General features: G+C 42.9%; 6 protein-coding genes. All 6 read left to right on the top strand.

Annotated elements, in window-relative coordinates; all coding sequences use genetic code 11:
* Nucleotides 1–75: 75 nt before the first annotated feature.
* The 6 genes from G3O08_RS00460 to G3O08_RS00435 all read left to right on the top strand — a co-directional run bounded on the left by G3O08_RS00460 (nt 76) and on the right by G3O08_RS00435 (nt 15,879).
* Nucleotides 76–1,488, top strand: coding sequence for a DUF92 domain-containing protein (locus G3O08_RS00460; RefSeq protein ID WP_204336725.1), 1,413 nt, complete (start codon nt 76–78; stop codon nt 1,486–1,488).
* Nucleotides 1,489–1,697: 209 nt separating this feature from the next.
* On the top strand, nt 1,698–2,747 hold the full coding sequence (locus tag G3O08_RS00455; protein ID WP_163282695.1) for a gliding motility-associated C-terminal domain-containing protein: 1,050 nt from the start codon (nt 1,698–1,700) through the stop codon (nt 2,745–2,747).
* Nucleotides 2,744–3,679, top strand: coding sequence for a PorP/SprF family type IX secretion system membrane protein (locus tag G3O08_RS00450; RefSeq protein ID WP_163282694.1), 936 nt, complete (start codon nt 2,744–2,746; stop codon nt 3,677–3,679). The genes G3O08_RS00455 and G3O08_RS00450 overlap by 4 nt, the downstream gene beginning before the upstream one ends.
* 74 nt (nt 3,680–3,753) lie before the next feature.
* Nucleotides 3,754–11,322: a T9SS type B sorting domain-containing protein gene (locus G3O08_RS00445; RefSeq protein ID WP_204336724.1), complete on the top strand. Its 7,569-nt coding sequence runs from the start codon at nt 3,754–3,756 to the stop codon at nt 11,320–11,322.
* A gap of 8 nt (nt 11,323–11,330) precedes the next feature.
* Nucleotides 11,331–12,233, top strand: coding sequence for a PorP/SprF family type IX secretion system membrane protein (locus G3O08_RS00440; protein WP_163282692.1), 903 nt, complete (start codon nt 11,331–11,333; stop codon nt 12,231–12,233).
* Between the two features lie 22 nt (nt 12,234–12,255).
* Entirely contained in the window at nt 12,256–15,879 is a 3,624-nt protein-coding gene (locus G3O08_RS00435) for a gliding motility-associated C-terminal domain-containing protein (RefSeq protein WP_163282691.1), read from the top strand.
* The last annotated feature ends 5 nt before the right edge of the window (nt 15,880–15,884 follow it).

The raw sequence follows: 15,884 nt of genomic DNA, 5'->3' as shown, positions 1-15,884 counted from the left end.
TCCAATAAATTTTACAAACCTATGGCTACAGGCAAAGAGATTAAATCATATTTTAGCCCGTAAAACCATTTCTATTTGGAAGTTGCAGGTCTATTTTTATGCATCATACTCTTTTTTGTTTTCTTATCGCGTGTGCTCTATAGCCGCGGTATAGTGAGCGAAACCATTGCGAGAAAAATTCTGCATATTGTAGCTATTTCTATAAGCGCAGTATCGCCTTATTTTATTCCACATCACATTCTCGTTATTGTTGTTGGGGTGGCGGTTCCAGTACTTTTTTTCCTGGTTAAATACGGTTTCTTTATCGATGCTGACCAAGGCCGAAAAAGCTGGGGCATTGTTTATTTTGCCGCCGTTTTACTGACTCTATTATTGCTTTTCCCCAAGAATAACGAGCTGGTGTTTTTTCCGATGCTGGTGCTGGCTTTGGCTGATGGGTTTGCTACAATAGTTGGAAATCTATTCGGAAAGCGGACTTTTTCGTTTGGTGAAGAAACAAAGTCATGGGAAGGCTCTACTGCTTTTCTCTTTTTTACGATTTTAAGTTTTGAAATTATCCCGAAGTTTTTGCCTTTTATCAGGTCACCCTTTGATTCATTCTCGGCCCTGATTATTGTTTCTGTGTTTCTCACACTTTTAGAAGCATTGTCAATAAAAGGTCGAGATAATATCTGGGTTCCACTGGCTGTTGCGTATTGGATATTGTTGGACACTACGTTTATAAATCTATTTTCACTGGCACTGATCGTTGTAATCACTGCAATCGTATTTTTTACTTACAAAAAGCGCTGGCTAACATCGGCAGGAGCGGTTGCCACTTTTTTACTGGGTTGTTTATTGCTCATTTCACCAGAACCAAAATGGATTATTCCGGCACTTTTTTTCTTCGTTGCAGGGAGTTTAATCTCATTCCTTCCAAAATCAAATAAGGAAGAATCGCTAGGTGGGCGAACGGCTAATCAGGTGTTTTACAATGGAGGGATAGCCACTGTGTTTATTAGCGTTTATTTTCTGACTAACCAATTCATGTTTCTGATCGGTGGTTTGTCGGCACTATCTGCGGCTATGAGCGATACTTCTTCTTCTGAAATAGGAAGCCGATATGGTCGTAAAACCTATAATATTCTCACCGGCAAAAAAGTAATCTCTGGTCTAAGTGGTGGCGTTTCACTCGTTGGGATGGGTGCAGGTTTTGTATTTACAGCACTATTTAGCCTTATTTCTATTGGGCTTATGGATAGTTCTAGCTGGAAGCTTTTTCTAATTCTACTTATTTCAGGCATGGCCGGAAATATTATGGATAGCTTGCTGGGTGCTCTCTTGCAAGTAAAATACCGTTCCGATTCAACCGCCCAATGGAGTGATTTCCCAACAGAATCGCCCAATCAGGAGATGATGGGCTTTCGTTTTATTACAAACGATATTGTGAATTTGCTAACCACTATTTTCGCTGCATTCCTAGGTCTTCTTCTGTATAACCTTCTGTAATATGAATTTAAATCTGTAATGTCGCAGAAAATTTTGCAAATGATGCCGATGTAAATTTTAAGGAGCATCTATGCGACATTTAAAAATACAATCGGTATAAATGATTCCAAAACGACACCTTACCCACAGGCAGCTGTGGAAAAGACATCTTTTTTGAAACTCTATAGCGATGGTATTACGTATCTTTAGCTATTAAAGTACCTCCCCTTATGAACACAGTTTCGGCCTGGCCGGTGATTGCTTTTGTGGCTATTGTTTTCCTTTCATCGCGTGCGGTGGCGCAAGATTGTGCTGATCCTCAATTGCTTTGCGGGCAATCTGCTCCTGAAACCCTTTCGACAGCCGATGGAATAAACACACCGGTTCCCGCATCATTTTGTTTCGATATAGCCGAAAATGCCGTATTTTTTGATTTCCAAACGCTCGATTTAAGTCAGTTTCCCGGCTTGAGCTTCGACGATCCAACTGCAACGCTTTCAATTGGCAATATTTCTTGTCTTCAGGATTCGACCTTTGGCGAGGGAATTTTGTATGCTGTATTTGCTGCTACAAATGCCTGCGACGAATCGACTTTTGATGCGCCAATTGCTTGCGACACCTTATTTCAGGCAACTGATATTCCGCTTGACGATCTCGATCCATCTACTACCTATACTGTGATGATCAGCGGTTTTCAAGGAGATTTGCCAGCCATTAATCCCGGAGAATGCGAAGTGAGCATTTCGGTTTCAGGGCCGGCTGTAACTTACGATTTCGAAGCCGACTGGTATCCGGATGGCGATCAATCCAGAAATATTTTGCTTTCGGGAGAAACCGTTGTGCTAACTACAAACCCCGATCTTACAGGCTATTCATGGACAGGTGAGGCTTTAAATGAAACTTCTGGGCCGGTGGTCACAGCAATTCCGGTGGGTGTTGATCAAAATTTTGAATACATTGTAGAGACGACTATTAACGGATGTATCTATTCCGAAACATTGAGTGTTTTGGTGAGGCCGGCCATTTTGCCATACAATGCCTTTACGCCAAATGCCGACGGGATAAATGATACCTGGGAAATAAAAGATATCGAAAAGTGGCAAAATGCACAGATAAATGTTTATTCGCGCTGGGGTACAAGGGTTTTTCAGGCTACCAATTACAAGAATGATTGGGGTGGCGACGACCTTCCTGCTGCTACTTATTACTATGTTATAGAATTAAATCCGGTTGATTTTAATTCAGATCCTTACACGGGTTCTGTTACGATATTGAGATGAGAAAATATTTCGCCATACTGCTATTTACGGCCTTTAGTATAGCGGGTTCTGCGCAGCAAAATCCACAGTTTACCAATTTTCTTTTCAACGCATTTGCAATAAATCCCGCCAATGCCGGACTCAAAAAATGTTTAGATGCCAGGGCGGGTTACCGTACACAATGGGTTGGTTTTGAAGACAATCCAAGAACTATTTTCGTAAACGCCCACCAACGCATTGATGCGATAAGCAATGAACGCGGCGTAATTCACGGAGCGGGTCTCGACATTGAAGCCGACAATACCGGCCCCAGCAGCCGCACTACGATGCATCTCAATTACGCCGTTCACGTGCCGCTTACGCGAAAGGTGAGGCTATCGTTTGGAGTGGCAATAGGAGCCTTTCAATACCGGCTGGATGCAGCGCAGCTCAATGTGCCAAATCAGGCAGATCCTGTTACGCAGCAATCGCAATCAGAGCTGATTTTTCCAGATATAAAAGCCGGAGTATGGCTATACGGCAAACTCTGGTTTGTGGGATTCAGTGGTGCACATCTTACAAATCCTACCTTGAATGAGATCGGGATTGATACTCAACTACAACCCAATTTTAACCTTATGGCAGGCCGCATTTTCGAGTCAGGCGACAAAATGAGCTACATACCGGCGGCTCAATTAAAATTTACAGGTAACTCTGTACCGTCGATTGACGTAAACTTCTGGGCAGATTACGATAACCGGGTTGCCCTCGGGGTCGCTTTCAGATCTCAGGACGCCGTATCGGGTATGCTTAAATTTAACTTCTTAGACTATTTTACAATCGCTTATGCATACGACTTTACCTACTCTAAAATGCGATTTGGATCGGCAAATTCTCACGAAATTATCCTCGGAATTAGTGCCTGTCCTCGAAGCCAAAAAGTAGGTTTTGTACCATGCAATGCTTATGACTAGAAATATTGAATAAGCTCAAAAATATATTGCCCTTCGTTTATACCTTCATATTCATGTGGGTGTCAAATTATGCCATGGCACAGGCACATCAGGTTTATTCATGGGTGGGTGGCTCCGGAAGCTGGCACAATCCGGATAGCTGGACGGTAAATGGCACGGGTGCAGCGCACTATCCCCAGCAGGGAGATGTAGCGTTTATTTCAACTTCAGAACCGATTTCAATTTGGCTTGATCAAAACGCTTTCGCGGAAGCGCTGACCACTGCCGGAAACGGAAAAATAACATTTACTGCAAAGAAAAATGGTGCCATAGAAATTAACAGTTCCTGCATTATCTCAGATGAAACTGTTTTAGATCGCAACGTAAAAATAGTTGTGAAGGGCAAGGAAGGTTATTACAATTATCCTGAAAACCTCTCTGACCAAATTGAGTTTAAATCAAAAAAGGGATACGAGAAATTTGCTGACCTGCCCAAAGCGAGCGGGTCTTGTCCGTTTTTTACCATCGTTTCAAATTCTACCGGGCCTACCTGTAATGGTTTTAGCAACGGAGTTGCATCGGTAGAAGTTCCAGTAGATGGTGTGGGTCCTTATACCTATCAATGGATTGGTGGGCCTACCACGAGGCAATGGAACAATGTGGGCGCCGGAACTTATACTGTAATTATTTTTGATGTGGGACAGGGTGCTCCTTGTAATATAGACGTTTTTATAAATGAGCCTGGACCACTTACCGTTTTTTCTATGAATGCATCGCCTCCACTTTGCGCTGATGTGTGCAATGGAACCGCTTCTCCGATAGTTATTGGTGGAAACGGTGGTTACATTCTTAGCTGGTCAAGTGGCGAAACGGGTTTAAACGCAAGTATGCTCTGCCCCGTTTTCACATTAAATATTGAAGATCAGATGGGCTGTATGTACGATACAACTTATACGTATCCCAACCCACCGGACACCATAAAATTTACTGCTGCGATTACGGAAATAGATTGTTTTGGAAATAATAATGGAGCAATAGATGTTTCAATCTCGGGCGGTGTTGGTAGTTTTACCCCTTCGTGGACAGGGCCAAATGGATTTACAGCCGCTACCGAAGACATTTCTAATCTGGAGCCGGGAGATTATTTCCTGCAAGTAGAAGATGCAAACAATTGTTTGGCAGATACAGTCTTTACAATTACTGAAAATCTATTGCTTACCGCGACCTCTTCTAAAATAGATAATGCGTGTGGTGGCGGATCTACCGGATCTATAAATATTACACCCGCAGGTGGCGCAACTCCTTATAGCTATGTGTGGACCGGACCGGATGGCTATTCGGATACCAACCAAAATATTGGCAGTCTCGCTTCCGGGCTTTATGAAGTTACCATTACCGACGCTGCCCTTTGTACGCTCACTTTGCAAATTACAATTGGCGAACCCGCAGAAATAAATGTTGATTTTACATCTGGCAATGTGCTTTGTGCAGGCGGAGCAACCGGCGTGGCAACTGCATCAGCTTCTGGTGGTACGGCAGGATATTCATATGCCTGGACCGGCCCTGCATCATTTAGTGCAAACGGCCCCGGTATTACAAACCTTTTGGCGGGTATTTACAGCGTTACTATCACCGACGCCGCTCTATGTACGTACGAAGAATCTATCGAAATAACACAGCCCGATTCGATTCAGGCCAGCTTCACCGTAAGCGATATCACTTGTAATAATGGTGGTGACGGTTCAATCGTGTCAGCCATATCTGGAGGCACTGTACCTTATACTACTTCTTGGACGGGGCCGGCAGGGTTTACTTCCGCAAATCAGGATATAAGTTCGCTCTCTTCCGGTACATACACGCTTACAATTACCGACGGAAACAATTGTCAAATTATTGAAACAGTAGATATTTCCAATCCGGCTTCCATAGCAGTTACTGCAACCGTAACTTCTAGCTCGTGCTCTAATGGCAACGATGGCGCAATAGATATAACAGCGGCCGGTGGTACAGAACCATACACTTATGCATGGACGGGACCAGCGGGCTTTACCAGTACAAATGAAGATTTGACCAACAGACCCGGCGGGTCTTACACCGTAACTGTAACCGATGCCAATTTATGTTCTGCTTCTGCAACTTATATAATCAATGCCCCGTCGGCTTTATCGGCTACATTTACCAAAGTAAACGCGTCTTGTTTTGGGGTTTCTGATGGTTCTATAAACACTAATCCCTCGGGTGGAGTAGCTCCATATTCATTTGTATGGGTTGGTCCGGCCGGATTTATTTCTACCGATCAAAATATTACCGGATTATTAGGTGGCTCTTACAGCGTTCAAATTTCTGATGCAAACGGCTGTGCAGGATTTCTTTCAGTTACTATAACCCAGCCTCCCAAAATAAATGTTACCGGTCCTATTACTCACGTTACCTGTTTTGGTGGAGCCAATGGATCTATCGATGCAATTGTAAACGGTGGAACTCCCGGATATACTTATTCCTGGTCGGGGCCAAATGGTTTTTCAGCTACTACCCAAGATGTTACTGGTCTTGTGGCCGGAACCTATACGCTAACGGTTACTGATGCAATAATGTGTAGCAGATCAAGAGATTATGTGGTAAATCAGCCTTTGGAAATAACTGTAAATGCTACAATTACTGACGTGCTTTGTGCCGGCGATTCAGATGGAAGTATTTCTGTTACGGTATCAAATGGCGTAGCACCTTATTCATTGGCCTGGACAGGTCCCGCAGGATTTACATCTACAATGCCAAGTATCACCGGGCTGGTGGGCGGAACATATAACCTCACCGTTACTGATAATAACAGTTGTACCGTTTCACATCAATATGTTGTGATTGAAACAGTTGTTTTAACCATTTCTGAAGATGTGTCAGACGTATTGTGTTTCGGAGATTTAAATGGATCAATAGACATTACGCCACAAGGCGGGGCAGAGCCTTATACCGTTTCTTGGACGGGTCCCGACGGATTTTCATCCAACGATATTTCGATTGCAGATTTGGCTACCGGCGATTATGAAATCACACTAAGTGACGATGGGGGCTGTACAATTACACAAATCATAACTGTGGGATCGCCCGATGCGCTTGATCTCACTATCGATATTCAAAATATTACTTGTGCCGGAAATGGCGATGGTAGCCTTACGGCGAATCTTACCGGCGGCACAACTCCTTATGCTTTTGCATGGTCAGGCCCAGATGGTTTTAGCTCAACACAGCAAAATATTCTCGCTTTAGATTCCGGGCTATACCAGCTCACGGTTACTGATGCAAACAATTGTATTATTAGTGGAACGGCCTCAATTACGGAGCCGGCAATTCTTGAAATGACCGTAGAAATCATTCAGCCGGGTTGCCTTGCAGATGATGGCGTCCTTACGGCAAATGTTTCTGGTGGTACTATAGCTGTAGATTACACCTATAGCTGGGAAAATGGAATGGGAATAGAAGTTGGAACCACTGCCTCAATTGTAAATTTAGGACCGGGCGACTACACCATTACAGTTACTGATGACAATGGCTGTACTATTCAACAAACCATTGAGTTAACAAGAGTCAATTTTAATATTATTGCAGCCGTAAATGGAGTTAGTTGTTTTGGAGCGGCCGATGGAAGTGTTCAACTCTCACCTATAAATGGTACTGCTCCCTACACTTATTCATGGATAGGTCCCGACGGTTTCACATCAACTAATTCACTGATTGAAAACTTAGCGACAGGACAGTACGAAGTAAATGTAGAAGACGCCGCCGGATGTATTTTGAATGTGGTTTATGATGTTGATCAGCCCAATGAAATTGGATTTTCGGCCATCGTTTTGGCCGAATCATGCCCAGGTGAAATGAACGGTGCTATTGATTTGACAATTACAGGCGGTACACCAGGTTTCTTGGTGACTTGGATAGGTCCCGATGGGTTTACTGCCAACACTTTAGATATTGATGATCTGGTTTCCGGTGGCTACACTGCTTCAGTTACAGATGTAAACGGATGTACAAAAGATACCCTTATTGATGTAACTGTTGGTGACGATTTTGCGATCGTGCTCACTCCCACAAACCCGATTTGTACGGGCGAACTGACTGGTAGCATCACTGCCGATGCCTTTCCAAGTTCCGGTGCGCCGGGTGTTTTTAGCTTTAACTGGACAGGGCCCAACGCATTTTCGTCAGCAAATCAAAATATTTCAAATCTCGATGCGGGAGTTTACATAGTTAGCATAACAAGCGAGAACGGATGCACCAAGCAGGATACAACCGAGCTTTTTATGCCAGATTCGATATTGATAGATCTTACCATTGTAAACTCAAACTGCTTGCAGGCAGACGGTTCTGCATCGGCAGTAGTCTTTGGTGGAGTAGGAGCACTTTCGGTAAGATGGCTTGATAATGTCGGAAACGAAATTGCAACCGGTTTATCAGTTAGCAATCTTTCTTCGGGTATTTACACTATTGAAGTGACTGATGATGCAGGCTGCGTAATTACTCAAACAGTTGCCATTTCTGATAGTTCAGGAAGTGTAGATGGCATCATTTCAGCCCCTGTTTGTGTGGGCAATGCTGATGCTGCTATCGATGTAACGGTGGTAAATGGTGCCGAGCCATTTACTTATGAATGGTCTGATGGTATTTCTGTGATCTCTACCGACGAAGATATTTCTGGTATAGCTGCCGGTACGTATAATGTGGTAGTTACTGACGATAATGGATGTACTTACACAGCATCTTTTAATATATCTGATCCTGCACCAATTTCGGTTGCAGAAACCATTTCAGGTGTTTCCTGCAATGGAGGAGATGGAGCAATTTCACTCGAAATTACAAATGCAAGCAATCCGGTGACTGTAGAATGGACCGGGCCAAGTGGATTTACCGCAACAGGAATCAATATCTCAAATCTCGATATTGGTATTTACGACTATACCATTACCGACGCAAATTTCTGTTCTACTACAGGGTCTGTTGAGATTCTGGCTGTGGACGATATTCTGGCTTCCGCCGATGTAGAAAATGTACTCTGCGGAGGTGAAAGTAGTGGATCAATCGACCTGACAATTTCAGGGGGTGTTAGTCCGCTGTCTTATTCGTGGAGTGATGGTGCAGCTGTTATTAGCACCATTCAAGATATTGCCGATGTACCGGCAGGAAATTATACAGTTACGATTACCGACGCTCAAAATTGTTCAATTGCAGAAACAATTATTATTACAGAAAACACGCCTATCGAAGCGGTTTATACCATCGTTCAACCCGATTGTGCGGTTGATAATGGAAGTATTTCGGTAGTGCTTTCAGGCGGGGTGGTTAGCACAGATTATTTTATTTCGTGGACAGATCCCGATGGAAATACGTATCCCGCCACAGCCGATTTAACAGGGCTGGGAGTAGGAATTTATATTTTTAGCGGATCAGACGATAACGGATGTGCTATCGATACCACAATTACTCTGACTAATCCCGATGCGGATATTAGCCTTACTGCAACAGGGCTTACTTGTCCTGGCTCAAACGATGGTTCTATTGTACTTGAAATTGCAGACGTGGAAGAGCCTTACACAGTAGCATGGACAGGTCCTGGAGCTTTTACTTCAGATCAGGAAGATATTTTTGATCTCGAACCCGGCATTTACGAATATACCGTAACCGGAAATAATGGCTGTGAATATATCGATATGGCTGTTGTTAATCCGGCTGATTCAATTCAATTATCCGGCGAGGTATTTAAATCTTGTTTTGGACAGAACACAGGTTCAATTTCGCTCGACCTTAACGGTGCAAATCAGCCATTTGAATTTACATGGATCGGCCCGGATGGGTATTCTTCTACAGATGAAGATATTGATAATTTGGCTCCGGGAACCTATGAGGTAACCGTTACAGATTCGAATCTCTGTACAGTAACGAGTGACTTTGAAATTACCGAGAATCCTGAAATTCTGGTTGATATTACCAAGACAGATATTTCCTGTTCCGGCGATAGCACGGGAGCAATAGACGTGGTAGTTTCCGGCGGGCTTGCACCCCTTGCGATTAGTTGGACTGGTCCTGATGGCTTTATTTCAACTGATGCAAACTTAAGTGAATTGATTGGTGGGGAGTATGTGCTTCAAGTTAGCGATAGTTCTGGCTGCGTTCTTGATTCAATGATTACCATCATTCAACCGGAACCCATTACAATTACTGCCACCGTGGTGGCTGCCGGCTGTAGCGCTTTCGGAAATTTAGGATCGATAGAATTAACAGTAAGCGGTGGCACACCAAATTATTCCATTGCCTGGACAGGACCTGATGGTTTTTCTTCCATAGATTTTGCCATGATAGATCTTGAGCCGGGCTTGTATAATTACACCATTACCGATGCAAGCGGCTGTGAACTGACAGGAGAAATTATGATCCTTGATGTTGAACCCATTGATGTTGAGGTCGTTTCGCAAGATATTCTTTGTGCAGGCGAAAACAACGGTCAGGCTTTCGCCAATATAACCGGGGGCATGGAACCTTATGAAATTAACTGGACAGGCCCAGCCGGGTTTACCAGTTCTGAATTGTCGATTACCGATCTTATTGCAGGAGAATACACGCTTTCGGTAAATGATTCTGCCGGATGTTCATTCACAGAAACAATTGAAATTATAGATCCGGCTCCAATCGCAATCGAATCAGAAATTTTTGATGCAAGCTGTAATACATCTCCTGATGGATCAGTTGGCATTACAGTCTCTGGCGGAACCGAGCCTTATACATTTACCTGGACAGGATCCAACAGTTTTACATCTACGCTAGAAGATTTAAGCGGAGTTCCTTCCGGTACATACAATTTGATTTTAACGGATAACAATGGTTGTGAAGCAACAACCGCTGCGGAAGTTGATTTCACACTTGAAGTTTCTGTTAATGCAGGTACTGATACGCTTATTTGCGAAAGCGACTTGCCAGTAACTTTTACGGGAACCGGAGAAAATGTAGATGAATTTTCATGGCTCGATTTAGACGGAAATCTATTGAGCGATACGGCATCACTCGAATTTTTTGAAACTCCAGGAGCGTATACCTATATCTTTTACGGTACTGATGGATTCTGTGAAACGCAGGATACCATTTATATTCAGGTTCTTGCCAATCCGGATGCAGATGCAGGAATTGATCGTGAGGTATTTGTAGAAGAGGTGTTTACATTGGGTGGAAACCCAACTTCTGCAACCGCAGTTTCGTATCTATGGTCGCCAAATCCCACAGAATCGTTGAATATTACTAGTGCAAATCCTTCAGGTTATTTGCTTGAATCTACTGATTTTATAGTTGTAGTAAGTGATCAGAATGGATGCCTGGGCAGAGATACTGTTTATGTTGAAGTACTTCCCGATGTAATTGTTACTTCAGGCTTTACGCCGAATGGCGATGGCGTAAACGATACCTGGGTTATTGATAATATGGAACTGTTTCCAAACAATGTCGTAAACATTTTTAACCGCTGGGGGCAGGCTGTGTACAGTCAAACGCCATACAATAGTGGAAATGCCTGGGATGGAACTTATGAAGGAGAGAAATTGCCGGTGGGAACCTATTATTATACCATTGAATTAAATGACGACCGATTCCCGGATCCACTTACCGGACCAATAACAATTTACAGATAATGCGCGCTATGAAGTACATATCACTATTCGCACTCCTCCTTTTGGGAACGAGTATCAGCGCGCAACAAATACAGCAATTTACGCAGTATCAATGGGTGGGCTTGAGCTATAACCCGGCATTTGCAGGAAGCGACACTTATTTTAATGCCTATGCCACTCACCGCACGCAATGGACGGGTATTACAGATGCGCCACGAACTTATCAACTCGGCCTGCACGCTCCCTCAAAATCTGGTAAAATGGGTTTTGGCGGACATATCACTACCGATGTGGCAGGCCCCACAAAAAGATTTGGTTTTCAGGGTGTTTACGCCTATCATCTGCAAGTTAGCGAAAGCTCAAAACTATCGCTGGGAGCATCTTTTGGGCTTACCCAATTTACAATAGATGGTTCGCAAATCACACTTCGTGAAGGTAGCGACAAAGCTATGGATGGATCAATGCAATCTGAACTTAAACCCGATGCAAGTTTTGGGGTGCTTTGGTATTCCGACAAATTTAAAGTTGGAGCTTCGGCCATGCAGATCTTAAACAATGATCTTGATCTTTTTCCGGGCGACGGAGACGGGAAAATGGCAGTACATTATTATTTTACAGGGAGTTACCTATTTAATGTTTCTGAAGAGATTGACATAGAGCCATCTACGTTGATAAAGTACGTAACGCCTGTACCGGCTCAATTCGACTTAAGTGCCAGAATCATCTACAAAAGTAACCTTTGGATCGGCGGATCGTATCGATCTTCTGATGCAATTGCGATATTTGCAGGTTATAATGTACTTGATTATCTTACTTTAGGCTACTCTTATGATTTTGCAACGTCTGATATACAGGCTTATACAAATGGAACTCACGAGATTTTAATTCAACTCCGATTTGGAAAAAAACAGCTGGTCGATAAAGAAAATTAAATTTACAATCATGATCCCCCTTATGAAAACACGTTATCTACTCCTTTTCGGATTCTTGCTGTTCACATGCACGCAAGTTACTGCTCAACTTGATACGAAACACTGGATACCGCCTTTCTATGCCAAGCCGGGAGCGAATACAGGTACAAGTAATATTCAAAAACACTTTGTAAGTCTCTCAACGCCAAGCGAGGACACTATTCCCGTTACTATTCGAAATGGCTACGGTGAGATTGTAAATATCATTGAAATTTCGCGTAATGCGCCTGCAGAATATACGCTGGGGCCTATCGGAAATGCAAACACAAATACCTACCCACTTAACGTTATTCCCACTGATAGCTTAAATTTAAAAATCAGATCGCAAGGTTTGTATTTTGAAAGCTACCAGCCGTTTTTTGTGAATATGCGCCATAAATCAGGTTCGCAGGGTACCTCACTGACTTCAAAAGGACAAATCGCTAAGGGGAAAAGATTTTATTCAGGTCATGTTTATAATAGATATAACAATGATAATTCATGGAACCTGGAGCGTCGCTCGCACTTTATTTCAGTCATGGCAACTGAAGATAATACGATTGTAACTTTCGATATGATAAAAGCACCTATTACTTATGTAGGTCAAACTCCGGGGGAGCCTATAACAGTAGTGCTCGATGCTTTTGAATCTTATGTAATAGGGATTGATCACGGCCAATTTGATAATTCCACAATCAACCTGGCTAATGGAACACGAATTACCAGCACAAAAAATATTGTATGTAATACGGGGTCTTGGCTTGCCGGAAATGAAATTGGGCAATGTATTGGATCAGACCAATTAGTGCCTGCCGAAATTACCGGACAGGAATATATCCTCGTTCGCGGATTGGGCGATGAATCTACTGAGCGCCCTATTGTAATTGCCACTGAAGACAATACAGAGGTTTATCTTAACGATGGTGCAACACCTGTGGCCAACTTAGATGAAGGTGAGTTTTATATTATACCCACTGCCGACTTTACTGCCAACGACAACTTATATGTGCTCGCAACTAATAAGGTATACTTGTATCAAACCCTATCTGGTTCTGCCACGAATATTGGACAGACCGTAGGGCTTAGTTTTATACCGCCGCTTAATTGTATTGGGGCAAAAGAAGTAAACCTTCCATTTGTAAACAGCCTGTCTGGTGGTACAGGTCAGGGACGAATTAATATTATTACCAAAGCAGGAACTTCTGTTTATGTAAATGAAAACCCGACACCTATAACTGGTGCCCAACCGGTAACGGGAAACGCTGATTGGGTTACCTATGCGTTTAATTCTCCTTCTGACAATGTAATTATAGAAAGTGATTCGGTTATGAATGTGGCCTTGCTTACCCGCGACAATAACGTAGGTACTGCCGGGTATTTCTCAGGATTTACTTTAGAGCCGGTTGTAGGATTGAGCTCGGGTGTTTCAGGAACTTTACCGTGTATTCCCGGTAACGCGGTACTTCAGGTTTTTGGTTTTGACACCTACCAATGGTATTTTAATGGAGAAGAGCTTCCCGGAGCTACTGACAATACATTATTTCCAGAGTTTGCAGGAAACTATGTAGTAGAAGGAATTGATTTGGCTTGTGGATTTAGATTTCCATCTAATAATTTTGCGATACCATTTTGTCCTTCAACACTTGGTGCTGCTAAGCAAGTTCAAAACGTTGCAGAGACTGCTCCAGGATCAAAAATATTTGATGTTACCTACCGCATTTTTATTGAAAATTTGGCATTTAGCCCAAGCGAAAACATTCAGGTAATTGAAAACATTAACGGGGGATTGCCAGTAGGAGCGACAGCTGAATTAATTGGGTCTCCATCCATTGCATTTGGAATTTTGTCAGGTGGTGTTAACCCTGCATTCGACGGAGTAACCGTAAAACAATTGCTTCCAGGTAATGGATCTCTTCCGGGTAGTGCAGCTGATGCTATAGACCTTATTGTAAGAGTTGACATGAATGCTGCGGTGCAAGATGGTTATTTTAATCAGGTAACGGTAACAAGTAAAAATGGTGTTATCAATGATGGTGTAAACGGACCTTTCAACGGACAGGATTTTTCTCATGTAGGTAGTAATCCCGATCTAAACGGAAATGGTGAACCCAATGAGGAAGGTGAAAATACACCGACACTTACTTGCTTTTTCCCGAATGATATAGAATATGGTCAAACGAGCTTTTGTGCTAATGAAAGTTTGGTGCCTGTAGAATTAAATGGAGTTAATTCAGGAGTTTACACTGTTGATATACCGGGATTGTCAATAGATTCTGTTTCGGGTACAATTGACCCTTCGCAAAGTGCAGTAGGAACTTATGCCGTTACTTTCACTACCACAGGCCGCTGTCCTACAGTAACAAGCACTGAGGTAACCATTGAGCCTGCACCAATAGCAGGAAATTCGATTTCATTGATTGAAACCTGTGCCGGATCAGATCCTGTAAATCTCTTTGATTATATAGAAGGAGAAGATGAAGGTGGCGCATGGACAAATGCCGGAGGTACAGAAATTGATTCTATTTACGATCCGAGTATCGCAGGTAATTTTGGGTTTACGTACACTGTGGGAACTGCTCCTTGCGATCCTGTAAGTGTTGTGATTACGCTCAATGTTCTTCCGGAACCAAACCCTGGTGTACCAATTGATGATACTTCGGTATGTCTATCAGATGGAAACATAAATTTATTTGACTTTGTAACTGGTGAACAAACCGGCGGCCAATGGATCGATTCTGATAATAATCCAATTTCTGCAGACGTTACGCTCACAGAGCCCGGTTTATTCGGATACAGCTATGTGGTAACAAATAGTGCCTGCGGGTCGCGAACTTCAAGCTTTAACTTAAATGTGATAGCTGTGCCAGATGCTGGTGTATCGGTTGGAAATGCAGATGTATGCGCCGGAGAAGACCTTAACTTATTCGATTATTTAGTCGATCCAGATCTGGATGGATACTGGATAGATCAGGATGCAAATATCGTGAATGACGAAACACGCATTGACAATGCCGGAGCCTATGTTTACACCTATATTATTGACCGTTCTCCTTGCGAAAGCGATTCAACAGCAGTTTCATTTAATGTAGAGCTGGGGCCAAGTGCCGGAATTCCACAGAACCCATTATTGGTTTGTATTAGCGATCCTGCCTTTAATCTCATTGATTATGTAAGTGGTGCTACACCGGGTGGTGTTTGGACAAATGCGGATGGCACAGTTATAAACGGTGTTTTCGATCCGGAAACGACAGGTGTTTTCACATTTACCTATACTGTAACCAGCCCGGAATGCGGCGATATTGCGTCTGATTTGATTGTGAATGTTTCGCAGGCTAACTGTACTGATAAAACTATTGTGATCCCACAAGGGTTTTCCCCGAATAATGATGGAATAGGTGATATATGGATTGTCCGCAATATTGAGCAATATCCAAATAGCAGCCTGCTTATTTTTAACCGATGGGGAGAGGAAGTTTTTACAGCCCGTCCCTACACCAACAATTGGGAAGGGAAAGCCGATGGCGGTTTAAATTCGGATAACGGACTACCGGTAGGAACGTACTATTATGTACTCGACCTTGGCGATGGAACTGATATTCGAAAAGGATATATTTATTTAAACAGATAATCATT

The organism is Cryomorpha ignava (assembly GCF_010686655.1).
GTDB classification, from domain to species: Bacteria; Bacteroidota; Bacteroidia; order Flavobacteriales_D; family Cryomorphaceae; genus Cryomorpha; species Cryomorpha ignava.
This window is presented reverse-complemented; position numbering and strand designations above follow the sequence as displayed.

What these genes read in the sequence shown, in the direction of transcription:
- G3O08_RS00455 (WP_163282695.1), top strand. Translation starts at nt 1,698, where the DNA reads ATGAACACAGTTTCGGCCTGGCCGGTGATTGCTTTTGTGGCTATTGTT.
- G3O08_RS00440 (WP_163282692.1), top strand. Translation starts at nt 11,331, where the DNA reads ATGAAGTACATATCACTATTCGCACTCCTCCTTTTGGGAACGAGTATC.
- G3O08_RS00450 (WP_163282694.1), top strand. Translation starts at nt 2,744, where the DNA reads ATGAGAAAATATTTCGCCATACTGCTATTTACGGCCTTTAGTATAGCG.
- G3O08_RS00445 (WP_204336724.1), top strand. Translation starts at nt 3,754, where the DNA reads ATGGCACAGGCACATCAGGTTTATTCATGGGTGGGTGGCTCCGGAAGC.
- G3O08_RS00435 (WP_163282691.1), top strand. Translation starts at nt 12,256, where the DNA reads ATGAAAACACGTTATCTACTCCTTTTCGGATTCTTGCTGTTCACATGC.